We start from the raw sequence: 23,376 nt of genomic DNA, 5'->3' as shown, positions 1-23,376 counted from the left end.
GTCAGCGCGGCGGCAAAGTCAGCGCGGGGGCATGCGCAGGGCGCCGTCGAGGCGGATGACCTCGCCGTTGAGCATGGTGTTCTCGCAGATGTGCCCGACGAGGGCGGCATATTCCGCCGGCCGGCCGAGCCGGGGCGGGAAGGGGACGGTCTTGCCCAGGGAATCCTGCACGTCCTGCGGCAGGCCCGCCATCATGGGCGTCTCGAAGATGCCCGGCGCGATGGTGACCACGCGCACCCCGAAGCGTGCCAGCTCCCGCGCCACCGGCAGGGTGAGGGCGGCGACACCGCCCTTGGAGGCGGCATAGGCGGCCTGGCCGATCTGGCCGTCGAAGGCGGCGATGGAGGCGGTGTTGATGATGACGCCGCGCTCGCCATCGGCGTCGGGCTCTTCCTTCACGATGGCGTCGGCGGCAAGGCGCAGCATGTTGAAGGTGCCGATGAGGTTGATGCTCACGGCCCGCGCGAAGCTGTCGAGCCGATGCGGCCCCTCGCGGCCCACCACCTTCTCGCCGGGGGCGACGCCGGCGCAATTCACCAGGCCATGGACATGGCCGAAGGCCTCGCGGGCCAGCGTCACGGCGGCGAGGCCGTCCGCTTCGCTGGTCACGTCCGCGCGCTGGAACCGGGCCTTGTCGCCCAGCTCGGCGGCGACGGCGCTGCCGGCCCCGGCATTGATGTCCACGATCACCACCCGCGCGCCTTCGCCCACCAGCATGCGCGACACCGCCGCGCCAAGGCCGGAGCCGGCGCCGGTGACGATAAAGACGCGACCGTCGATCTTCATGAGGTCCTCCCCGTGATGGCTTCTATGGGCTCTTGCGGCCGTTCCGGTTCGCAGGGCCGGTTGCTGTCTCATCTAGCGAAAGGCGAAGTGGCATTCGATGGCGCAATCGATCTAAAGTGATGAGCGGTTTTGCCATGTAGGAGCCTCGCCTTGGAACGGCGCATGATTTCCGCCGGCTTCGTGGACGACGCGCTGGACTGCCTCGTTCGGCGCGGCATCGATCCCGCGCCGGTATTGGCGCAGGCGGGGCTTGCCGTGCCGTTCGGGGCCGCGGTCTCCGCCGAGCAGTATGGCGCACTGTGGCTGGCCGCGTCGCAGGCGCTGGACGACGAATTCTTCGGCCTCGGCGGCCGGCCCATGCGGCCGGGCAGCTTCACGCTGTTGTGTCACGCGCTGATGGGGGCGGCGACATTGGAGCAGGCCCTGCGCCGCGCGCTGCGCTTCCTGAAGGTGGTGCTGGAGGATCCCGAAGGCGAGCTTCAGGTGGCGGACGGGCTCGCCGCCATCGTGCTGAAGGACACCGGCGCCGCGCGCTCGGCCTTCGCCTATCGCACCTACTGGATCATCGTCCACGGCATCACCTGCTGGCTGGTGGGCCGGCGCATCCCGCTGCGGCAGGTGGATTTCCGCTGCGGCCCGCCGGAGCATGGCGCCGACTATCGCCTGTTCTTCGGCGCGCCGGTGCGCTTCGACCAGCCGCAAAGCCGGCTCGCCTTCGATGCCGCCTTCCTCACCCTGCCGGCGACCCGTGGCGCGCGGGCGCTTAAGGATTTCCTGCGCGGGGCTCCGGCCAATATCCTGGTGCGCTACCGGCACGACCAGGGCCTTGTCGCCCGGGTGAAGGCGCGCCTGCGCGCCGTGCCGGCCGCCGCCTGGCCCGGCTTCGAGGACCTCGCCCGGCAACTGCGGCTTCCCGCCTCCACCCTGCGCCGGCGCCTCGCCGACGAGGGAAGCACCTATCGCGACATCAAGGATGAACTGCGCCGGGTGCTGGCCGAGGCGCTGCTGCGGGACGGCGCAAAGCCGGTGGGCGAGATCGCGGCGGAGCTGGGATTTTCCGAGCCCAGCGCCTTCCATCGCGCCTTTCGCAAATGGACGGCCCAGAGCCCCGGCGCCTATCGGCGGGGCTCAGCCTGAGGCGCTGTCAGCCCGCCAGGGTCTGCGCCTGTGCGGCGACGGTTGCCTGGCCAATCTCCTTCAGGTGCTCCTGGAGGGCGAGGCGGTCGAGGCTGCTCAACGGCAGCGCGACAAAGATGGCAATGCGCCGGTGGAGCAGCCGGTAGGCATCCGCGAAGGCAAAGGACAGCTCCGTGGCGGTGCCATTTGCAAGCTTGGGGTCGGGAATGCCCCAGTGGGCCGACATGCGCCGCCACGGCTCGCCGGGCAGCACCGGGCAGGTCTCGTTGCCGGCATCGTCGCAGACGGTGAAGACGAAATCGAAATGCGGCGCATCCGGCCCGGTAAATTCGGCCCAGCTCTTCGAGCGCAGGCCGCTGACGTCGTAATTGAGGCCGGCGAGAAGCTTTGTCGTTTCCGGATGGACCTCTCCGGTGGGAGCGATTCCGGCGGAATAGGCCTTGAAATGGCCTTGGCCGAGCCGGTTGAGAATGCTCTCGGCCATAAGCGAGCGCGCCGAATTGGCCATGCACAGGAAGAGGACATTGAAGACGTGATCGTCAGGCATGCTTTCCTCCACCGACCTTTTTTACATGATGGTGCTGGTCTGGCTAAGTAACGCAAGCGCTGCTTTGCCCGGCTGTCAACTCGCGGTGCCGCAAATCTTGGGTACCCGTGAATCGCGGCGGTACGGGGCGGGGCGAAACCGTCCGACAGCGCCACCTTCGGTGGCCTTTCGCGCGGGGCATTTGACGGCTGGCCGCGCCCTCACTACCTCTTGCCCGGTTCGGCGCCGGTGCGGCGCACTGGAGGCCGTGTTGTCCGTCGTCACATCCATCCGCAAGTCGCTGGTTCCCATCCATCGCGAAGGCTACCCCTTCATCGCCATCGCGGTGGTGATCGCGCTCGGGCTCATGGTCTTCTCCACCTTCCTCGGCATGATCGGGGTGGGGCTGGCCATCTGGACCGCCCTGTTCTTCCGCGATCCGCCGCGGGTGACGCCGGTGCGCGACGGGCTGGTGGTGGCGCCGGCCGACGGGCGCATCTCCCAGGTGGGCCTCGCCCGGCCGCCGCGGGAGCTGGACCTCTCCGACGAGCCGCTGCTGCGCGTCTCCATCTTCATGAACGTGTTCAACGTGCACGTGAACCGGGCCCCGGTGACCGGCCGCATCGAGCGCCTCGCCTACAAGCCCGGCCTGTTCCTCAACGCCGACCTCGACAAGGCGAGCGAGGACAATGAGCGCAACGGCCTCGTGATCTCGACGCCCTTGTGCCGCGTGGGGGTGGTGCAGATCGCGGGCCTCATCGCCCGCCGCATTGTCTCCTTCGTGCGGGAGGGCGAATCGATCGGCGTCGGCGAGCGCTTCGGCCTGATCCGCTTCGGCTCGCGGGTGGATGTCTATCTGCCGGTGGGGACACGGGTTCTGGTGTCCGAAGGCCAGCTGACGGTGGCCGGCGAGACGGTTCTGTGCGATCTGTCCGCCCAGCAGCCGCGTGAGACGGCCTACCGGGTGAGCTGATGGAAACCCCCTTTCCCCCGTTCGATCCGGAAGGCCGGCCGCGCCCCCGCTTCGGCCGCCTCGGCCGGGTGCCGCTGCGGGTGCTTTTGCCCAATCTGGTGACGCTGCTGGCCCTGTGCTCCGGCCTGACGGCGGTGCGCCTCGCCATTGAGGAGCGGATCGAGCTGGCGCTGGCCGCCATCGTCTTCGCCGCCCTGCTCGACGGCATCGACGGCCGGCTGGCCCGGGCGCTGAAGGGCACGTCGCGCTTCGGCGCGGAGCTGGACAGCCTCGCCGACTTCGTGAACTTCGGCTGCGTGCCGGCGCTGATGCTCTATTTCTGGGGGCTCAAGGAGACCGGCTCCGTGGGCTGGATCGCCGCGCTCGCCTATGCCATCTGCGCCGCGCTGCGCCTCGCCCGCTTCAATGTGATGCTGGACGATCCCCACAAGCCGCCGTTCGCCGGCGACTTCTTCACCGGCATCCCGGCGCCGGCGGGGGCCATCACCGTGTTGCTGCCCATCTATCTGGAGCTGATCGGCGTGCCCCACGGCGGGGTGAGCGCGCCTATCGCCCTTCTTTATTGCCTGGCCATCGGCTTCCTCATGATCTCTACCGTACCGGCCTGGTCCGGCAAGACGCTGGGGCGGCGGGTGCGGCGGGACATGGTGCTGCCGCTTTTCGTGGCGGTGGCGATCTTTTTTGCGCTGCTGGCGAGCTATCCATGGATCGTGCTCTCGGCGTGCTCGATCATCTACCTCGCGCTGCTTCCGGTTTCCACCTTGCGATACCGTCGGCAGATGGCGGCATGGCGCGCCGCGCGCCCCGAGGACCTCCCCGCCGCCTGAGGGCGGGGAGAGAGGTCGAACTGTCGGCAATCAGATTGCATGCAATTGGCGCAATAATGCATAACTATTGTGCATAACGATCCGCTTTCGCGTGGCGTGGAGCCCTATGCAAGCCACCCTAGGTGCTTGATATTCAATATAAGTCACATTTTTGTATGCAATTGGCACGCGGTTTGAATGGGGAGGGGCGACAGTCACCATTGGGGATGCCGTCCGATGAACCGCCGCGAATTCGTGAAGTCTGCTTCTGCCACCGCCGTCGTCACCGGAACCGGTGTTGCCGCCCCGGCGGTCTTCTCCTCGGCGCAGGCGCAGGCGCGCAACGAGACGCTCCTGATCGTTTCGGAAAGCGGCCCCAACAACCTCGACATCCACGGCGTCGGCACCAACGTGCCGGGCTATGAGGCGAGCTGGAACACCTACGACCGCCTCATCACCCACGAGATGACCGAGAAGGACGGGGTCCGCTACTACGACCGCGACAAGCTGAAGGGCGAGCTGGCCGAGGACATGAACATCGGCGACATGTCGGTGACCTTCAAGCTGAAAAAGAACGCCACCTTCCAGGACGGCACGCCGGTCACCGCCAAGGACGTGAAGTGGTCGCTGGACCGCGCGGTCTCGGTGGGCGGCTTCCCCACTTTCCAGATGAAGGCCGGCTCGCTGGAGAAGCCCGAGCAGTTCGTGGTGGTGGACGACCACACGGTGCGCGTGGACTTCATCCGCAAGGACCGCCTCACCATCCCCGACCTCGCCGTGATCGTGCCCTGCGTCATCAATTCCGGGCTAGTGCAGAAGAACGCCACCGAGAAGGACCCGTGGGGCCTCGAATACACCAAGCAGAACACGGCGGGTTCCGGCGCCTACCGCGTCACCAAGTGGACCCCCGGCACCGAGGTGGTGTTCGAGCGCTTCGACGACTGGAAGGGCGGCCCGCTGCCCAAGATCAAGCGCGTGATCTGGCGCATGGTGCCCTCCGCCGGCAATCGCCGGGCGCTGCTGGAGCGCGGCGACGCCGACATCTCCTATGATCTGCCCAACAAGGACTTCGTGGAGCTGAAGCAGGCCGGCAAGCTGAACATCACGTCGGTGCCCTATTCCAACGGTGTCCAGTACATCGGCATGAATGTGAAGAACCCGCCCTTCGACAATCTGAAGGTGCGCCAGGCCATCGCCTACGCCATTCCCTACCAGAAGATCATGGACGCCGCCCTGTTCGGCCTTGCCAAGCCCATGTTCGGCGCCCCGGCGGATGCCCAGACGCAGGTGGCCTGGCCGCAGCCCACCAAGTTCGTCACCGACCTCGCCAAGGCCAAGCAATTGCTGGCGGAAGCGGGCTATCCCAACGGGCTGGAGACGACGCTCTCCTTCGACCTGGGCTTTGCCGGTGTGAATGAGCCGCTGTGCGTGCTGCTGCAGGAAAACCTGGCGCAGATCGGCATCAAGACCACCATCAACAAGATCCCCGGCGCCAACTGGCGCACCGAGCTGACGAAGAAGGTGCTGCCGCTGTTCACCAACGTCTTCTCGGGCTGGCTGGACTATCCAGAATACTTCTTCTTCTGGTGCTACCATGGCAATAATTCGATCTTCAACACCATGAGCTACCAGTCGGCGGCCATGGACGCCTTCATCGACGCCGCCCGCGCCTCCGCCGCCAATGGCGACAAGGCCGCCTACGACGCCAATGTGAAGGGCATGGTGGACCTCGCCTTCGCCGACGTGCCGCGCATCCCGCTCTACCAGCCCTATGTGAACGTCGCGATGCAGAAGAACATCACCGGCTACGAATACTGGTTCCACCGTCGCCTCGACTATCGCGCCTTCCAGAAGGGGTGAGGGTTCCACGCATCCCGGGCCGGCGCGCGTGGTCGGGTTTTTCAACCGCCGTCATCCCCCGGCTTGACCGGGGGATCCACGGAGCGGCCGGGCCGGCCGCTGGAAATCTGGTGCGCTTTGACGCCGGGTGCTTTTGCGGCCCGGCGTGGATGCCCCGGTCAAGCCGGGGCATGACGGGGTGAGACGTTTTGGGAGAAGGGCCGGCGGGCTATGGGCGGTTCCCGCCCTAGGACAACAGGCGGCCTCCGCCTTCGGACAACAGGAGACACCATGCTGAAGCTCATAGGCAGTCGTCTTGCCACCGCCGTGCCGAGCCTCATCGGCGTGGTGATCGTCACCTTCATGCTTACGCGGGTGCTGCCGGGCGACACCGCGGCCTATTTCGCCGGCCCCGCCGCCACGGCCGAATCCATCGCCGAGATCCGCACCAAGCTCGGCCTCGACAAGCCGCTGCCGGCGCAGTTCGTGGATTATGTCTCGGCGCTGGCGAAGGGGGATCTGGGAAGCTCCCTCTCCACCGGCCAGCCGGTGGCGGCGGAGATTTCCGCCCGACTCCCGGCCTCCGCCGAGCTGACGCTGGCCGGGCTGGTGCTGGCATTGGCCATCGCGGTGCCGTTCGGCATCATGGCGGCGGTGAAGCAAGGGTCATGGGTGGATCATGCCTGCCGTCTCATCACCACGGCGGGGGTGTCGCTGCCGGTGTTCTTCACCGGCCTGCTGCTGGTCTATGTGTTCTACTTCAAGCTCGGCTGGGCGCCGGCGCCGCTGGGGCGGCTGGACGTGTTCTTCTCGGCGCCCGAGACCGTCACCGGCTTCTATCTCATCGACAGCCTGATCGCGCGGGACTTCGAGACCTTCCGCGCCGCGCTGGCGCAGCTCGCGGTGCCGGCCATCACGCTGGCCATCTTCGCGCTGGCGCCCATCGCCCGCATGACGCGCGCTTCCATGCTGTCGGTGCTGTCCTCCGAGTTCGTGCGCACGGCGCGGGCGGCGGGGCTGACCGATACCACGGTGATCATCACCTATGCGTTCCGCAACGCCATGCTGCCGGTGGTGACCACGCTGGGCATGGTGTTCTCCTTCCTGCTCGGCGCCAACGTGCTGGTGGAGAAGGTGTTCGCCTGGCCCGGCATCGGCTCCTATGCGGTGGAGGCGCTCATCACCTCCGACTACGCGCCGGTGCAGGGCTTCGTGCTCGCCATGGCGATCCTGTACGTGGTCCTCAACCTCCTGATCGATATCGCCTACGGCATCATCGACCCCCGCGCGCGGAGCGAAGCATGACCCTCGCCACGGCCGACACCCCCGCCCCCCGCGGCCTTGCCGCGACGCTCGCCCACGCGCGCTACGTCATCTCCGACAACCCGGTCACCGGCATCGCCTTCGGCATGTTCCTGGTGCTGGTGGTGTGCGCGCTGCTGGGGCCCTTCATCGTGCCCTATGATCCGCTCGCCAGCGACACGGCGGCCGCGCTCCAGGCGCCGTCCGCCGCCCACTGGTTCGGCACCGACAACCTGGGGCGGGACATCTTCTCCCGCGTCATCGTCGCGACACGGCTCGACATGGCCATCGCAGTGTTCTCGGTGGCGCTGGTGTTCGCGGCGGGCGGCATCGCCGGCATCGCCTCGGGCTTCTTCGGCGGGTGGACCGACCGCATCATCGGCCGCATCTCCGATACCATCATGGCCTTCCCGCTGTTCGTGCTGGCCATGGGCATCGTGGCGGCGCTGGGCAACACGGTGACCAACATCGTCATCGCCACCGCCATCATCAACTTCCCGCTCTATGTGCGCGTGGCCCGCTCGGAAGCCGCCATCCGCCGGCAGGCGGGCTTCGTGCAGGCAGCGCGCCTCACCGGCAACTCGGAATGGCGCATCCTGCTCACGACCATCCTGCCCAACATCATGCCCATCATGATGGTGCAGATGTCGCTGACCATGGGCTACGCCATCCTGAACGCGGCGGGCCTTTCCTTCATCGGCCTCGGCGTGCGCCCGCCCACCCCGGAATGGGGGATCATGGTGGCGGAAGGCGCAGCCTACATCGTCTCCGGCGAATGGTGGATCGCCCTTTTCCCCGGCCTCGCGCTCATGTTCGCGGTGTTCTGCTTCAACCTGCTGGGTGACGGTCTGCGCGACATCGTCGACCCCCAGCGTCGCACCTGAGGGAGGCGAACATGCATGGCATCGTGGACGTGACGGCGCAGGCCGCCAAGACCTCCGAAGCCCCCAGCGGCCCGCTGCTGGAGGTGCGCGACCTCACCGTCGAATTCGCCACCCGCCGCGGCGTGGTGACGGCGGTGAGCCAGGTCAACCTCACCCTCGCCAAGGGCGAGACCCTCGGCATCGTGGGCGAGAGCGGCTCGGGCAAGTCGGTGACCTCCTACACGGTCATGCGCATCCTCGACCGGGCGGGGCGCATTGCGGAAGGCTCCATCACCTTCTCCGGGATCGATGTGGCCCACGCCCCGGAAAGCGCCATGCGCGACCTGCGCGGGCGCGAGATGTCCATGATCTTCCAGAACCCGCGCGCGGCGCTGAACCCGATCCGCACGGTGGGCCGGCAGATCGGCGACGTGCTGCTCCAGCACGTGCAGGCCGACGCCCGCAACGTGAAGGAAAAGGTGATCGACATCCTCAAGCAGGTGCGCATCGCCCGGCCGGAGGAGCGCTACCACGCCTATCCGTTCGAGCTGTCGGGCGGCATGTGCCAGCGCATCGTCATCGCCCTGGCGCTGGCCTGCCGGCCGCAGCTGATGATCGCCGACGAGCCCACCACCGGCCTCGACGTGACCACCCAGAAGGCGGTCATGGACCTCGTCACCGAGCTGACGCGCGAGCGCGGCATGTCCACCCTCCTCATCACCCACGACCTGGGCCTCGCCGCCGCTTATTGCGACACGGTGATGGTGATGGAGAAGGGCAGGGTGGTGGAGACCGCGCCGGCCGAGCGCATCTTCCGCGATCCCCAGCACCCCTACACCCGCAAGCTCATGCGCGCGACGCCCCGCCCGGGCATCACGCTAAAGGATCTTTTGCCCGAAGAGCCGGATGTGCCGCCCGCCCCGGCGGAGAACCCTCTCCCGCTTGCGGGGGAGGGCAGGGTGGGGGCTGGTGCTTCCACCATGGCCACTGTATCGGGCGCAGGCGCCGTCCCCCTCCTCAAAGTCGAAAACCTGCTGAAGGAATATCCCCGCCAGGGTGCGCCCTCGGCGTTCCTCTCCGGCCTCTTCGGCAAGAAGGCGCCGCCGGAGGAGCGCATCTTCCGCGCGGTGGACGGCATCTCCTTCGAGGTGAAGAAGGGCGAGAGCGTCGGCCTCGTGGGCGAGAGCGGCTGCGGCAAGTCCACCACCTCCACCATCGTCATGCGCCTCATCGATCCCACGGCGGGGAAGATCACCTTCGACGGCGAGGACATCAGCGCTATCCCGGCGAAGGATTTCGCCCACCATCCCCTGCGCGGGCGCATCCAGATGGTGTTCCAGGACCCCACCGAGAGCCTCAATCCCCGCTACACGGCGGAGCGCGCCATCGCCGATCCGTTGCTGCGGATGGGCGGCATGTCCGGCGGGGCCAAGCTGCGCGCCCGCGTGGCGGAGCTGGCCGAGATGGTCGGCCTGCCGCAGAACCTCCTGGAGCGCTTTCCCCACCAGCTGTCGGGCGGGCAGAAGGCGCGCATCGGCATCGCCCGGGCCATCGCGCTCGACCCCGACCTCGTCATCCTCGACGAGCCCACGGCCGCCCTCGACGTGTCGGTCCAGGCGGTGGTGCTCAACCTGCTGGAGGAGCTGAAGCAGCGCCTCGGCATGAGCTACCTGTTCGTGTCCCACGACCTGCATGTGGTGGGCCTGCTGTGCGACCGGGTCATCGTCATGCGGCAAGGGCGCATCGTGGAGGAGGGCAGCTCGCAGCAGGTGCTCGACGCTCCCAAGGACGCCTATACCCGCGAGCTGATCGCCGCCATTCCCCATCCCCCGGTCTGAGGTCCCCCATGAGCAAGGAATTGGAACTCCCAAGGGTGGAGGACACGGCGCTGGAGCAACTGCTCGACGGTGCGCTTAGCGCCCATGCCATCGCCCCGCGCCCGGAATGGCGCGCCGAGGCGCTGTCCTATCTGCGCGCCATCGCCGATGCGGCGACCCTGGTGCGTAGCCTCGACCTCGGCGACGCCGAGGAGCCGGCCCCCGTCTACCGTCCCTGAGGCCGTGTCCATGAACGCCCCAATCAACGCCCCGATAAATGCAACCGCCGACGCCGCCAGCCTTGCCACCGCCACCGCCGCCGAGATCGCGACGGCCGTCGCCTCCGGCGCCGTCACCGCGCGTGCGGTGATCGAGGCGACGCTGGCGCGCATCGCCGCCGTCGACCCGAAGGTGAACGCCTTCACCGACGTGACCGCCGAGCGCGCCCGTGCGACCGCCGATCGCATCGATGCCCGCCGCGCCGCCGGCGCGCCGCTGGGACCCCTCGCCGGCGCGCCCTTCGCGGTGAAGAACCTGTTCGACGTGAAGGGCCTGCCCACCCTCGCCGGCTCGAAGATCAACCGCGACCTCAGCCCGGCGGATGGCGACGCGACCCTGATCGCGAAGCTGGAAGCCGCCGACGCGGTGCTGGTAGGCGCCCTCAACATGGGCGAATACGCCTATGACTTCACCGGCGAGAACGTCCATGACGGCGCCTCGCGCAACCCCCACGACCTCACCCGCATGACCGGCGGCTCTTCGGGCGGCTCGGGCGCGGCGGTGGCGGCGGGGCTGGTGCCCATCGCGCTCGGATCCGACACCAACGGCTCCATCCGTGTGCCGTCCTCCCTGTGCGGCACGTTCGGGCTGAAGCCTACCTATGGCCGCCTGACGCGGGGCGGCAGCTTTCCCTTCGTGACGGCGCTGGACCATCTCGGCCCGCTCGGCCGCTCGGTGGCCGACCTTGCCGCCTTCTACGACGCCATGCAGGGCGAGGATGCGCGCGATCCGGGCCAGACGCCGCGCCCGTTCGAGCCGGTCTCCGGGCTGATCGGGCAGGGGGCCGACGGCCTGCGCATTGCCATCGCCGGCGGCTGGTTCCGCTCGCGGGCGCTGCCGGAGGCGTTCGCGGCGGTAGACCACGTGGCCGCCAGTCTCGGCGTCACCGAAGTGGTGGACATTCCCGACGCCGCCCGCGCCCGCGCCTCGGCCTTCATCATCACGGCGGCGGAGGGCGCGAGCCTCCATGCCCGCCGCCTTGCCGCCCGTGGAGGGGATTTCGATCCCGCCGTGCGCGATCGCCTGCTCGCCGGCCTTGCCATCCCCGCCTCGTGGGTGGATGCGGCCCAGCGCTTTCGCCGTCATTTCCGCGAGGAGATGCTGAAGCTGTTCGAGGCCTGCGACGTGCTGCTGGCCCCTGCCACCCCCTGCCGGGCGCCGAAGCTGGGGCAGAAGACCTTCGTGCTCGATGGCGAGGAGATGCTGGTGCGGCCCAACATGGGCCTGTTCACCCAGCCCATCTCCTTCATCGGCCTGCCGGTGGTGGCGGTGCCGGTGCGGGTGGATGTGGGGGAGGCGCCGGAGCTGCCGCTGGCGGTCCAGGTCATCGCCCCGCCGTGGCGGGAGGACCTGGCGTTGCGGGTTGCGGCGACCTTGGAACAGGCCGGCGTCGCCGCCGCGCCCGTGGCCTCACTGTGAGTGGGAGAGCGTGGTGGAGATCGACATTCCTGAGGTGAAGGCCGAGGTCGAGAACGCCTTCGCCCGCTACGAGGCGGCGCTGGTGAACAACGACGTGGCCACCCTCGAAGCCCTGTTTCACGACGACGGCCGCACCATCCGCTATGGCGGCGGTGAGAACCTCTACGGCATGGACGCCATCCGGGAGTTCCGCCGCGCCCGCTCGCCGGTGGGGCTTGAGCGCACGCTGGCACAGACGGTGATCACCACCTACGGGCGCGATTTCGCGGTGGCCTCGACCCTGTTCCGCCGGGACAACGCGCCGGGCCGCATCGGGCGGCAGCAGCAGAGCTGGGTTCGCTTTCCGCAGGGCTGGCGGGTGGTGGCCGCCCATGTGTCGGTGATCGTGGACGCATCGGTGATCGCCGACGAGGGAGTGGCGTGAGAATTGCTTTTTGTCCTGTGTTCTTTAGCGCGTTCTCTTTTCTCACGTTTAGGGACGGGCTCGCTGATCAGCCTGCTTCAAGCTGGTCGGTTCTTCCGGCTCTAAGCCGCGCCTTTTCCCGGTTCCCCCGCATCGGGGCAGGGGCGCGGCAACCAAGGCGGGGAGGGGATGCGGCATGGTCCGGTTTCCTCCCCGTCAGGATTTCACCGGAATTCGCGCGGCCATCGAATCCAGGTAGCTTGTAACGTCATGACCCTGCTTCCGCCGCAGCCGCTCAAGGCTTCCACTGCCGCTTCCCGCCCCCGCCGGCGTCGTGCCGCGGGCCGGCCGGTGACGCGGACGGAAGAGCTGCGGCTCCAGATCGCCGACGATATCGTGCGCGGTCGCCTTGCCCCGGGCACGCCGCTGGAGGAGGTGGAGATCGCGAAGCGCTATGGGGTGTCCCGCACTCCGGTGCGCGAGGCGTTGCGCGACCTTGCCGCCTCCGGACTGGTGGAGGCACGTCCCCATCGCAGCGCGCTGGTGGCCCAGCCGTCGCTGGAGCGGCTGCGCGGCATGTTCGACGTGATGGCGGAGTTGGAAGCCCTGTGCGCCGGCCTGTGCGCGGTCCACATGACGGCGGCCGAGCGGGCCGGGCTGGAAGCCACCCATGCGGAACTCGCGGACCTGACACGCCGCGGCGACGAGGGCGGCTATACGGTGCTCAACGAGCGCTTCCACACCACGCTCTATGCCGGCTCCCACAATGATTATCTGGCCGAACTGACACTGGCGACCCGGGCCCGGCTCCAGCCGTTCCGCCGCGCCCAGTTCCGCACCCTGGGGCGGCTGGCGCGCTCCTACGAGGAGCATGACCGGGTGGTCACCGCCATCCTGCGCGGCGACAAGGCCGAGGCCGCCGCCGCCATGCGCGCCCACATCCTCACCGTCGAGGTCGCCTACGAGCGTTACGCCGAGAGCGTGTGAGGGCGGTGCGGCGTGACTGGCGTCACTGCGCCGCTTCGGCGTCGGTGAGGTTGTCGAGACCCTGCACGATGTGCTGGGCCAGCGCGTCCGCCAGCAGCGACGGCTCGTGGCGATTGCGCAGCAGGCCGATGTCGCACGGGGGCAGGGGCGGATAGCCGTCGGCGCTGCCGAGCACGCGCATGCCGGTGCGCAGCGCCGATTCCGGAAATACCGAGACCGCGAGCCCGGCCAGCACCGCCGCCGCGACCGCACCGCTGTTGGGGCTGGTATAGAGGATGCGGTGGCTGCGCCCCGCTCCGGCGAGCCGGGAGACGGCGATGTCGCGCCACTGGCAGGTGGTCCGGCCCAGCGCCAGCGGCACCGGCGTTTCCAGATGCACGCTGTGCCGCGCCGAGGACACCCACAGCAGCCGCTCGCGGCGGATGACATGGGCGTTGCGGGCGGTGATCTCGGTGGCGGTGATGATGGCGAGATCGATGGTGCCGGCGGCGATGTGCTGCACCAGCTCGCTCGACGGCTCGCACAATACGGTCAGTTCCACGGAGGGATGGGTCCGCGAAAAGCGGGCCATGATGTCCGGTAGGTAGCGGTCGGCATAATCGTCCGGGACGCCCAGGCAGACCCGCCCCGACAAGGCGGCGTCGGCGAAGCTCAGCACCGCCTCCACGTTCAGCTTGACGATGCGGCGGGCAAAGTCGAGCAGGCGCTCGCCATCCTCGGTTAGGCGCGAGGCGCGACCGTCTCGCATGAAGACCGGCCGGCCCACGCGCTCCTCCAGGCGCTTCATCTGCATGGAGACGGCGGACTGCGTCTTGTGCACCACTTCCGCCGCGCGGGTGAAGCTGCCGGTCTCGGCAATGGCCACAAACGTGCGCAGCTGATCGGGGTCGAGCATCGCCGTCATGGGGGGTGGTTCCAGTCTATTCATCACGAGGAATGATACGTGAGATGAAAAACATTCGCTAGCGTGATTCATTCCGGGGAGTCACAAAGGGCGCGCCGAAGCGGCGGGATGCGAAATCGGGTGGCTCAAAGAGCTCCCGGGCTCCACGAAAGGACAGTCCGCGATCCCCACCCCGGCGATGGAGATGAAGATGAGCGTTCATGGTGAAACCCGGAAGATTGCCTTTGCCCCCGCGGGCGAGATGCTGGCGGCCCTGTGCCTGGCAGCCGTCTCCCTGGCTGGTCACGCGGCGAAGACGGCGGGCGTCATCGGTCGCGCCATCGACCGTCGCCGTGTCATGTCTGAACTCGCCAATCTTGATGATCGCATGCTGCGCGACATCGGCGTGACCCGCTCGGACCTGCGCGACGCCACCTCCGGCCCGCTGCTCGATGACCCGACCCGCGTGCTCATCCTGCGCGCCACCGAGCGCCGCGCGGCCGCAAGGCTTGCAGGCCGCGCACAGCAGCACTGAGGTTTTCGCGCAGCTTAAAGCGAAACGGATGCCGTGGGCGTGATGCGCACGGGCCAAATCAAATGCTTGGAGCGCGATCCGGCCGGGCGGTTTCAAGCCGGCTGGGTCCGTCCAGAAAGATCCGGCGGGAACGCCCCTCGATTCCGCCGAAACTCGACCCGCGCCGACCGCAACCGGCGCGGGTCGTTTTGTGTCTGGAGGTCTCGTCTCGTCGCGCCGGCGCGACGCTATTTCGCGTCGCGGCCGCCGGTGCGGTTCTGGGATGAGGTGTTGACCAGACGGGGCCGCTCGGGCGGCAGGGTCTCGGCTTCCTGCACCGGCTGCGCGGGGTAGGTCCCTGCGGAACGCATGATGTCCAGCCAGAAGTCCGGGATGGAATAGCCCCGCTGCTGTCCGTCCGTGCCCGGAAAGGCCGGCGGGAAGCCCTGCGCGAACAACTGGGCGAAGAAATTCTGGAACGGGGCCAGCGGCGGGGGCGGCGGCTCCGGCGGCGGGGTGCGCGCGGGGGGGACGCCAGCCTGGGTCATGGTCTTGGTCATGGCGTTGACCACGTCCTGCCAGGCGTCCATCGGATTGGTGCTGCGCTGCTGCGGTGCCGGCTGGGGCGCGCGCTGGAACATCATCTGGGCATAGGCATCGGCCCAGGGATTGCCGGTGGCGAAGGCCTTGGGGCTCTGCTCGGTCGCCGTGCTGGTGAAGGCCAGGAAGGCGTCGATGAAGGGATTGCCGGAGGAGATGGGCGCGATGCGCTGCGTGGTCTGGCCGGGCATGCGGCTCAGCATGGCCGCGAGCATCTGCTGGAGCGCGCCGGAGGCTGCCAGCGACTTCGCCAGACCGCCGACCACGAGGGTGGCGAAAGTGGGCATCATCTGCCGCACCACGGTGACGCCCAGGCCGGTGGATGAGGCCACGTGCGCGGCCACGGCCCGGCTCACGTCGGACGATCCGAACACCGTGTCGAGCGCCTCGGTGCCGGCACGCGACAGCTCTGCCGGCGCGGCGGGCTGCTGGGTATAGAAGGCGCCGTAGGGTCCGCTGGTCATCAGCGCCATGAGCGAGGCGAGGGCTTCGGGAGACTGGGTCGCCTGCTTGAAGGCCTCGGTGAAGGCCGGCATCACCGCCTCGGCCGTCGCCTGTGCCTGCTGGGGCGAAAGGCCGTACATGCGCCCGATATTCTCGAGCCCGTGGCCGCCCTGTGCCGCCCGGAGCATCTCCAAGAATTGATCCATACGCCAACTCCGCAGGAGCGCGGCGTCCAGATGTGCGATCTGGCGAGCCTGTCCGTCCCGTTTCCCGTTGCCCGATCGCGAACCCGGTGCTGCGACCTTACGCCATCGTCTCGCCGAAATCACGAAATGGTTGCAACAGCCTCGGGGCTATCCAAAGACTCCGGCGGGCCCGGCCGCAGCCGCGTCCAGGCTGCCACGGCTCAGCCGGAGAATTCGGTTTCGTGGGACAGGATGTCCTGCGCCTCCGGGTTCAGCGGGCGGGCCGGTTTCTCGGGCTGGGTCAGCGGCTCGGGCTCCACCTTGTGGCCGCTGAACACCTCGGCACCCGCGAAGATGCCTTCCTCCAGCTGGCGCTCCAGGCGGGCACGGTCGCGCACGCGGACGTCGGCGATGCGGGCGGCGGCGGCGGTCTGCGTCACGCCCAGCGCCTCCAGGGTGCGGGCGCCGAAGGACAGGGCCGATTCGAGGGTCTCGCGCAGCTCGAAATCCACGCCGAGGCGCAGCAGCTCCATGGAATGTACCCGGTCGAAGCTGCGCACGAACAGGCGCGCGTTGGGAATGGAGGCACGTACGATCTCGACGATGCGATTGGCGTCTTCCTTATTGTCCACGCACACGCAGATGACTTCCATGGTCTCCGCGCCCGCAGCCCGCAGCACGTCGAGCCGCGTGCCGTCGCCGTAATAGATGTGCACGCCAAAGCGCCCGGCGCTCTGGATCATCTCCACATCCTTGTCGATGATGGTGACGCTCACGTCCTGGGCCAGCAGGCACTGGGAGACGATCTGCCCGAATCGGCCGAATCCGATCACCAGCACCGAGCCATCCGCATCGGCGAAGTCGTCGGCCGGTGGCTCGGCCACAGGGCGTGCGAATCGCGGAAGCAGGCGTGACAAGGCGGCAAACAGCAGCGGTCCGAGGATCATGGTGAGCGCGGCCAGGGCGATCAGAAGGTCCGCCTGCTCGGCTTTCAGGATGCCGTTGTCGAGCCCCAGTGGGAACAGCACGAAGGCGAATTCGCCGGCGGACAGCAGCGCCACCGCCGCGCGCATGGAATCCTGGGGAGCGATGTTGTCGGCCCGGAACACCAGATAGACGATCACCGACTTGACCACCGCCACCGCCAGCGTCCCCACAAGCAGGCTCGGGATGTGGCCCAGCACCACGTTGATGTTGAGCGACATGCCGATGCTCATGAAGAACACGGCGAGCAACAGGCCGCGGAAGGCGTCCACATTGGCTTCCAGCTCGTGGCGGAACGTGCTTTCCGACAACAGCAGGCCGGCGAGGAAGGCCCCGAGCGCCGCCGACAGGCCCGCCGCCTCCATCAGGCCGGCGGCGCCCATCACCACCAGCAGGGCCGCTGCCGTCATGGCCTCACGCGCCCCGGAGCGAGCCAGCACGCGGAATAGCGGATTGAGCAGGTAGCGCCCGGACACCACGATGACGGCGATGGCCGCCACCGCGATAGCGGCCGCCAGCAGCGTCGCCTTGGGATCGCGCGTCACCTCGGCCTCGCCGCCCGGCGCCAACAGGGGCACCAGCGCGAGCAAGGGCACCACCGCGATGTCCTGGAACAGCAGGATGGAGAAGGTGCGCTGGCCATAGGGAGAGGCAAGGTCGCCGCGCTCGCCCAGGAGCTGGAGGGCGATGGCGGTGCCCGAGATCGACAAGGCGAGCCCGCTGATCACCGCTGCGGCCACGCCGAAGCCGAGGCCGAAATAGGCCAGGAGCGCGAATGCCAGCGATGTGAGCATGAGTTGCGCGGTGCCCAGGCCGAAGATGAAATGGCCCATGGACAAAAGGTTGGATGGCTTGAGCTCGAGCCCGACCAGGAACAAGAGCATGACCACGCCCAGCTCGGCGACAGTGGAGACCACCCCCGGATCGGCGACGTTGAACCCCACCGGACCAATGGCGATGCCGACCAGGAGGTAGCCGACAACGGGGGAAAAGCCGAGACGCTTGGCGATGGGAACGGAGATGACTGCTGCGGCTAGGAAGGCGAGCGCCGCGCCGAAAAGTGCGTGTTCATCCCCGTGCATCCACCTCTCCCTGCCGGCCCCCGAAGCCATCTGCTCCGGCGCCGCTCAGGTCGCCCCAACGACCCGAACGTCGCTACCCCGCTCCGCTCCAGCTTTGTGCGCAGCAAGCATGTCCAAACCGTGCCGATGCTGCGGCGCAGCGATGGCTCCGCGCAAGCCATCCGCTGGTATAGCCCCAGAGCACTCGCCTCTGGAGCGTTCGTCTCTAGCGCACTCGCCTGCGGTGCATTTGCCATCTGGCACGTCGTTCCGCCCGCCCGGCCTGTCTGCCGGGCGATTTCACGCAGCATGCATCTGCCCGGCGCGTTCCTGCTCTCCGGCCATCGGCCGGCGCCGGTTCAGCGCAGGGTGTCGAAGCCCGGTCCGAAGCCGTTGAGGCTGAGGGGGACGCCGATGCCTTCTTCCGGGGTCTGGAAGATGATGAAGGTCGCCTGCTTGCCGGCCTTCAGGCGGGCAACGAGCGTGTCGTCCATCACCACCTCGGCGACACAGCCGTTGGGTAGGCAGCGGACGAATCCGGCCCGGCCCACGTCCTGTTCGTCGATCTTCAGGCCGAGGCCCGCCGGCAGCAGTACGCCGAGGGGCGCCAGGACGCGCAGCAGGCGGCTTTTCTGGTCAGCGGTCTTTAGCACGATGACCGTGAGGCCCACGTTCGGCCGGTCTTCCGCCTGAACCGACTGGAGCAGGACGCATTGCTCGCTCTGGGCGCCCGGCGGCGTGTCGCAGCGGATCTGCCACTCGCCGTGCACCGACTTCACGACGCCCTGCGCAACCGCAGGCTGTGCTGACGCGAAGGCGGCCGCGACGAGCGCGCCGAAAAGAATAAGCAGCGCACCAGCACTCGTCCCGGACCGGGCCCTCGCGGCACGGCCCGAAAGGAAGAGGCGGCGGGCAGGGAACGACACGACCATCGCAAGCTCCGGCAGGAACCCGGCGGGCGCCAGGCAAACCTGCCTTATCTGATTTAGTGAACCAATGCCTTAATGGCCTAGCCATCCTGTCAACAATGCGGCAGCAGCGTGGCGTGGATGCATGCCAGGGGGATTCTCCCATGGCTCGGTTCTCAGGCGTAGCAGAGGCGCCTTGCGACGGTATTTAGAAACCAATCGGGCGCGCCATTTTGTCTCTGTCACGTCGCGGCATACCCCGGTGCCGACCCGGAGCCGCCACGGCAGGGGTACCTGCCGACCAAGGCAGCACAAGGGGCAGTGCAGGACCCGATGAGGAGGCTCCTGTATCAGGCGTCAATCCGCTGTCTTATTGTCGCACCGAGGGCGAAGCTTGGGCGATTGCAAGGCGGACCCAATTATGTTTGATGAACCATAGGGAGAGTGACTGCCTATAAAACAGTGCACCTGCCAGCGGTTTTAGCCAGATGGGTTTGTTCATTTGAACAAGTGGTCCCGGTGGCACGTCGCTGAGCGTGCAGGGCGGGTCCAGTAAGACGGTGGTTCGATCCGCCGGGCCAGGGAGAGCCGTTGAAGATGAAGTCGTTCCTTCGCTCCGCTGCCCTTGTCATGGGCACGTGCGCCGCGGGCCTTTTCGCGGGCGCCGCCTCCGCCGAGACCGGACAGCCATCACCGTGGCAGATCAATCTCCAGGCCGCCGTGACGCCGGTGATGGAGAAGATCCACGACTTCAACACGTTGATGCTGATTATCATCACCTCCATCGTGCTGTTCGTGCTGGTGCTGCTCGCCATCGTGGTGGTGCGCTTCAATGAGCGTGCCAATCCGGTGCCCTCCAAGACCAGCCACAACACCCTCATCGAGGTAGCCTGGACCGTCATCCCGGTGATGATCCTGGTCCTCATCGCCATTCCGTCCTTCCGGCTGCTGCACCTCGAGCTGAACATTCCCAAGCCGGACATCACCGTGAAGGTGACGGGGCACCAGTGGTACTGGTCCTACGAATATCCCGACAATGGCGCCTTCGGCTTCGACTCTTACCTGGTGCCGGAAAAGGACCTGAAGGCTGGCCAGCCGCGCCTGCTCGCGGTGGACAATGAGGTGGTGGTGCCGGTCAACAAGATCGTGCGCATCCAGGTCACTTCGTCCGACGTGATTCATTCGTTCGCGGTGCCCTCGTTTGGCGTGAAGATCGACGCCAACCCCGGCCGCCTGAACGAAAGCTGGTTCAAGGTAACCCGCGAGGGCATCTATTACGGCCAGTGCTCCGAGCTGTGCGGCCGCGACCACGCCTTCATGCCGATCGCGGTGCGGGCGGTGAGCGAGGCGGACTTCGCGGCCTGGGTCGCCCAGGCCAAGGCCAAGTTCGCGTCCGCGGCCGATGCCGCCGGTCAGCTGGCCGACGCCGGCGAAACCGCCACTCTGGCTGCCGGCCCTCTGGCGCGCTGAGATTTTGGCCGGCGCCGGGCGCCGGCGCCTCATGAAATTGCGTCACCGGTCGCGTCCGGTGATGGGAGCAGGCAAGCGACGGCGTGGCGAGACGGGCGCCAGTGCCGGCAGACAAGGATAGCGGGAATGGCCACCGAGGCAGTCACCCACAGCCACTACGGTAACGACGACCACGACGCGCACATCCCCACCGGTTGGAAGCGCTGGGTCTTCTCGACCAATCACAAGGACATCGGGATCATGTACCTGATCTTCGCCATCGTGGCGGGGATTGTGGGCGGCATCCTGTCGATTGCCATCCGGATGGAGCTGCAGCAGCCTGGCTTGCAGATCTTCTCCAATCCGCAGACGTTCAACGTCTTCACCACGGGCCACGGCCTCATCATGATCTTTTTCATGGTGATGCCGGCCCTGATCGGCGGCTACGGTAATTATTTCGCCCCGCTGATGATCGGCGCGCCGGACACCGCCTTCCCGCGCATCAACAACATCGCCTTCTGGCTGCTGCCGCCTTCCTTCATCCTGGCGCTGTCGTCGCTGTTCGTGGAAGGCGCGGCCGGCTCCAATGGCTTCGGCGGCGGCTGGACTATCTATCCCCCGCTGTCGTCCAAGCTCGGCCATCCCGGCCCGGCCATGGACCTGCTGATCTTCTCGTTGCACATCGCCGGCGCGTCCTCGTTGCTCGGCGCCATCAACCTGATCACCACCATCTTCAACATGCGCGCGCCGGGCATGACGCTGCACAAGATGCCGCTGTTCGCCTGGTCCCAGCTCATCACCGGCTTCCTGCTGCTGCTGTCGCTGCCGGTCCTGGCGGGCGCCATCACCATGCTGCTGACCGACCGCAATTTCGGCACCACCTTCTTCGATCCGGCCGGCGGCGGTGACCCGATCCTGTTCCAGCACCTGTTCTGGTTCTTTGGTCACCCCGAGGTGTACATCCTGATCCTGCCCGGGTTCGGCATCGTCTCCCACATCATCTCCACCTTCTCGCGCAAGCCCATCTTCGGCTATCTCGGCATGGCTTACGCCATGGTCGCCATCGGCGTGGTGGGCTTCGTGGTGTGGGCGCACCACATGTACACGGTGGGCCTCTCCAGCGGCACGCAGTCCTACTTCGTGGCCGCCACCATGATCATCGCGGTGCCCACGGGCGTGAAGATCTTCTCCTGGATCGCCACCATGTGGGGCGGCTCGCTGCAGTTCCGCACCCCCATGCTGTGGGCCATCGGCTTCATCTTCCTGTTCACCGTGGGCGGCGTGACGGGCGTGGTGCTCTCCAACGCCGGTATCGACCGCTCGCTGCACGACACCTATTACGTGGTGGCCCACTTCCATTACGTGCTGTCGCTCGGTGCCGTGTTCGCCATCTTCGCCGGCTGGTACTACTGGTTCCCCAAGATGAGCGGCTACATGATCCCGGAATTCTGGGGCAAGCTGCACTTCTGGGTCACCTTCGTGGGCGTCAATCTGGTGTTCTTCCCGCAGCACTTCCTCGGGCTCGCCGGCATGCCGCGCCGCTATGCGGACTATCCCGATGCGTTCGCGGGCTGGAACTTCGTCTCCTCCATGGGCTCCTACATCTCTGGCGTGGCGGTGCTGATCTTCCTTACCGGCACGGCGCTCGCCTTCATCCGCAAGGAAAAGGCCGGCGACAATCCGTGGGGTCCCGGCGCCAGCACGCTGGAATGGACGCTCTCGTCGCCGCCGCCCTTCCACCAGTTCGAAGTGCTGCCGCGCATCAAGTGAAGCCTTGGCCCATGCGGCCATGATCCAGGGGAGCCGCGGGCGACCGCGGCTTCTTCCGCCTTCCGGCTCGAACGGCGCCGCCACTCGCGACGCCCTGCCGGAAAGGCACTTTGAGACAGGGGTTCGAAGCGCCCAAAGAGGCGCGTGGGATCCCGCCGGACCAAGCGTAGCCGGGTCGATCGTCCCAATGCGCAAAATGGTTTGGGCAGGCCGGGTTTGAGGGAGTTTCGGGATGCGTGACGAACCAGCGAGCCTGACCAATTCCGAGCCGTATGCCTTCGTGGCGGCCGGAGAGGGCCTAGCGTCGCCGCGCGACTATTTTGAGCTTCTGAAGCCGCGCGTGATGTCGCTCGTCATCTTCACGGCGCTGGTGGGTCTCGTCCGTGCGCCGGGGGATGTGCATCCGGTCATCGCCTTCACCGCCCTTTTGTGCATCGCGGTCGGCGCGGGCGCGGCCGGCGCCCTCAACATGTGGTGGGATGCGGATATCGACGCCATCATGTCGCGCACCCGCAAGCGGCCAGTGCCGTCGGGCCGGGTCTCCGCCCGCGAGGCGCTGGCCTTCGGACTCACCCTCTCGGCGTTTTCGGTGGTGGTGCTGGGTCTGCTGGTCAATGCGCTGGCCGGCGCCCTGCTCGCCTTCACCATTTTCTTCTACGTGGTGATCTACACCATGTGGCTGAAGCGCTCGACGCCGCAGAACATCGTCATCGGCGGCGCCGCCGGCGCCTTTCCACCGCTGGTGGCCTGGGCGGCTGCATCTGGCACCGTTTCGCTGGAGCCGGTGCTGCTGTTCGCCATCATCTTTTTCTGGACCCCGCCCCACTTCTGGGCCCTCGCCCTCTACCGGGCGGATGACTACGCCCGCGCCGGCGTGCCCATGCTGCCGGTGACGGCGGGCCCGGACGAAACGCGCCTCCAGATCCTGCTCTACACGCTCTTCCTTGTGCCGCTTGCCGCCAGTCCCTCCGTTCTCGGCTATGCCGGATACGCTTATGGCGCCGTCGCGGTGCTGGCGGGGGCCTGGATGATCACGCTTGCCTGGCGGGTCTTTCGCCGCCGCGAGGGGGAAACCGCCGTCAGGGCGGCAAAGAGCCTGTTCGGCTTCTCGATCGTTTATCTGTTCGCGTTGTTCGCCACACTCCTCGGCGAGGCGGTGATTGGTGGGCTGCTGCGATGAACGCTGGAAAGAAGATGCCGCGTCCTCCGGAAGAGGAGGGCGTGGTCTTGACGCCGGAACAGCTCAGGCGGCGACGGGCGCGCAATATCGCCATCGCCTCGGTGCTGGGGTTCCTGGCGGTGCTGTTCTACGTGGTGACCATCGTGAAGCTGGGACCCAACGTGCTGAACCGGCCGCTTTGAGACGGTCAGTCAAAAGGGGCCATTCGACAGGGTGTGATGACGGGGGAAGGGGATCGGGGGCGATCCGGATGGTGAGGGT

The 23,376-nt window shown here is 67.5% G+C and carries 22 protein-coding genes; 16 read left to right on the top strand and 6 right to left on the bottom strand.

Features of this window, described 5'->3' with window-relative positions:
• Positions 1-18: 18 nt before the first annotated feature.
• Positions 19-786, bottom strand: a complete 768-nt coding sequence (locus tag FBQ73_RS08330) for a 3-hydroxyacyl-CoA dehydrogenase (protein ID WP_138398979.1) — start codon at positions 784-786, stop codon at positions 19-21.
• 150 nt (positions 787-936) lie between these two features.
• On the opposite strand from FBQ73_RS08330, the gene FBQ73_RS08325 reads away from it, so the two are divergent.
• Positions 937-1,923, top strand: a complete 987-nt coding sequence (locus FBQ73_RS08325) for an AraC family transcriptional regulator (protein WP_170218796.1) — start codon at positions 937-939, stop codon at positions 1,921-1,923.
• A 7-nt stretch (positions 1,924-1,930) separates the two neighbouring features.
• On the opposite strand, the gene FBQ73_RS08320 is transcribed toward FBQ73_RS08325, so the two are convergent.
• A complete protein-coding gene (locus tag FBQ73_RS08320) occupies positions 1,931-2,470 on the bottom strand; it encodes an arsenate reductase ArsC (protein ID WP_138398977.1) in 540 nt (179 codons plus the stop codon).
• Positions 2,471-2,720: 250 nt separating this feature from the next.
• Between FBQ73_RS08320 and FBQ73_RS08315 the strand changes: the two genes are divergently transcribed.
• The 10 genes from FBQ73_RS08315 (at position 2,721) to FBQ73_RS08270 (ending at position 13,137) form a co-directional block, all read left to right on the top strand.
• Positions 2,721-3,422: a phosphatidylserine decarboxylase gene (locus tag FBQ73_RS08315; protein ID WP_012116632.1), complete on the top strand. Its 702-nt coding sequence runs from the start codon at positions 2,721-2,723 to the stop codon at positions 3,420-3,422.
• Positions 3,422-4,249 carry a CDP-diacylglycerol--serine O-phosphatidyltransferase gene (gene pssA / locus FBQ73_RS08310; RefSeq protein ID WP_138398976.1) on the top strand — a complete coding sequence of 276 codons (828 nt, stop codon included), beginning with the start codon at positions 3,422-3,424 and terminating at the stop codon, positions 4,247-4,249. Before FBQ73_RS08315 ends, pssA begins: the two co-directional genes overlap by 1 nt.
• Positions 4,250-4,465: 216 nt before the next feature.
• Positions 4,466-6,088, top strand: a complete 1,623-nt coding sequence (locus FBQ73_RS08305; protein WP_138398975.1) for an ABC transporter substrate-binding protein — start codon at positions 4,466-4,468, stop codon at positions 6,086-6,088.
• A gap of 270 nt (positions 6,089-6,358) precedes the next feature.
• Entirely contained in the window at positions 6,359-7,372 is a 1,014-nt protein-coding gene (locus FBQ73_RS08300) for an ABC transporter permease (protein WP_012116629.1), read from the top strand.
• The gene (locus FBQ73_RS08295; RefSeq protein ID WP_012116628.1) at positions 7,369-8,253 is read left to right on the top strand and encodes an ABC transporter permease; all 885 of its coding nucleotides are present in this window, start codon (positions 7,369-7,371) and stop codon (positions 8,251-8,253) included. Before FBQ73_RS08300 ends, FBQ73_RS08295 begins: the two co-directional genes overlap by 4 nt.
• An 11-nt stretch (positions 8,254-8,264) precedes the next feature.
• Entirely contained in the window at positions 8,265-10,070 is a 1,806-nt protein-coding gene (locus tag FBQ73_RS08290) for a dipeptide ABC transporter ATP-binding protein (protein ID WP_138398974.1), read from the top strand.
• An 8-nt stretch (positions 10,071-10,078) separates the two neighbouring features.
• Entirely contained in the window at positions 10,079-10,288 is a 210-nt protein-coding gene (locus FBQ73_RS08285) for an AtzG-like protein (protein ID WP_138398973.1), read from the top strand.
• A 10-nt stretch (positions 10,289-10,298) separates the two neighbouring features.
• Complete coding sequence (locus FBQ73_RS08280) at positions 10,299-11,747, top strand: AtzE family amidohydrolase (RefSeq protein ID WP_246089616.1); 1,449 nt, start codon at positions 10,299-10,301, stop codon at positions 11,745-11,747.
• A gap of 13 nt (positions 11,748-11,760) precedes the next feature.
• Positions 11,761-12,171: an oxalurate catabolism protein HpxZ gene (gene hpxZ, locus FBQ73_RS08275; protein WP_138398972.1), complete on the top strand. Its 411-nt coding sequence runs from the start codon at positions 11,761-11,763 to the stop codon at positions 12,169-12,171.
• Between the two features lie 249 nt (positions 12,172-12,420).
• A complete protein-coding gene (locus tag FBQ73_RS08270; protein ID WP_138398971.1) occupies positions 12,421-13,137 on the top strand; it encodes a GntR family transcriptional regulator in 717 nt (238 codons plus the stop codon).
• A gap of 22 nt (positions 13,138-13,159) precedes the next feature.
• On the opposite strand, the gene FBQ73_RS08265 is transcribed toward FBQ73_RS08270, so the two are convergent.
• Positions 13,160-14,041 carry a LysR substrate-binding domain-containing protein gene (locus FBQ73_RS08265; protein ID WP_170218794.1) on the bottom strand — a complete coding sequence of 294 codons (882 nt, stop codon included), beginning with the start codon at positions 14,039-14,041 and terminating at the stop codon, positions 13,160-13,162.
• 190 nt (positions 14,042-14,231) lie between these two features.
• Here FBQ73_RS08265 and FBQ73_RS08260 point away from each other — a divergent pair, with 190 nt between their 5' ends.
• Entirely contained in the window at positions 14,232-14,555 is a 324-nt protein-coding gene (locus FBQ73_RS08260) for a DUF1127 domain-containing protein (protein ID WP_170218793.1), read from the top strand.
• A 227-nt stretch (positions 14,556-14,782) separates the two neighbouring features.
• On the opposite strand, the gene FBQ73_RS08255 is transcribed toward FBQ73_RS08260, so the two are convergent.
• The 3 genes from FBQ73_RS08255 to FBQ73_RS08245 form a co-directional block, all read right to left on the bottom strand.
• Complete coding sequence (locus FBQ73_RS08255; protein WP_138398968.1) at positions 14,783-15,784, bottom strand: DUF937 domain-containing protein; 1,002 nt, start codon at positions 15,782-15,784, stop codon at positions 14,783-14,785.
• 200 nt (positions 15,785-15,984) lie between these two features.
• On the bottom strand, positions 15,985-17,829 hold the full coding sequence (locus FBQ73_RS08250) for a monovalent cation:proton antiporter-2 (CPA2) family protein (RefSeq protein WP_138398967.1): 1,845 nt from the start codon (positions 17,827-17,829) through the stop codon (positions 15,985-15,987).
• Positions 17,830-18,167: 338 nt separating this feature from the next.
• Positions 18,168-18,740 (bottom strand): invasion associated locus B family protein, encoded by a 573-nt coding sequence (locus tag FBQ73_RS08245; RefSeq protein ID WP_138398966.1) that lies wholly within the window; start codon positions 18,738-18,740, stop codon positions 18,168-18,170.
• Between the two features lie 573 nt (positions 18,741-19,313).
• On the opposite strand from FBQ73_RS08245, the gene coxB reads away from it, so the two are divergent.
• The 4 genes from coxB to FBQ73_RS22725 all read left to right on the top strand — a co-directional run bounded on the left by coxB (position 19,314) and on the right by FBQ73_RS22725 (position 23,297).
• Positions 19,314-20,186, top strand: coding sequence for a cytochrome c oxidase subunit II (gene coxB, locus FBQ73_RS08240; RefSeq protein ID WP_138398965.1), 873 nt, complete (start codon positions 19,314-19,316; stop codon positions 20,184-20,186).
• 126 nt (positions 20,187-20,312) lie between these two features.
• Positions 20,313-21,935 carry a cytochrome c oxidase subunit I gene (gene ctaD / locus FBQ73_RS08235; RefSeq protein ID WP_138398964.1) on the top strand — a complete coding sequence of 541 codons (1,623 nt, stop codon included), beginning with the start codon at positions 20,313-20,315 and terminating at the stop codon, positions 21,933-21,935.
• 232 nt (positions 21,936-22,167) lie between these two features.
• Entirely contained in the window at positions 22,168-23,115 is a 948-nt protein-coding gene (locus FBQ73_RS08230) for a heme o synthase (RefSeq protein ID WP_138398963.1), read from the top strand.
• A gap of 14 nt (positions 23,116-23,129) precedes the next feature.
• Positions 23,130-23,297, top strand: coding sequence for a hypothetical protein (locus FBQ73_RS22725; RefSeq protein WP_170218792.1), 168 nt, complete (start codon positions 23,130-23,132; stop codon positions 23,295-23,297).
• Positions 23,298-23,376: the final 79 nt, after the last annotated feature.

This window comes from Xanthobacter autotrophicus (assembly GCF_005871085.1).
In the GTDB taxonomy this organism is placed as follows: domain Bacteria; phylum Pseudomonadota; class Alphaproteobacteria; order Rhizobiales; family Xanthobacteraceae; genus Xanthobacter; species Xanthobacter autotrophicus.
This window is presented reverse-complemented; position numbering and strand designations above follow the sequence as displayed.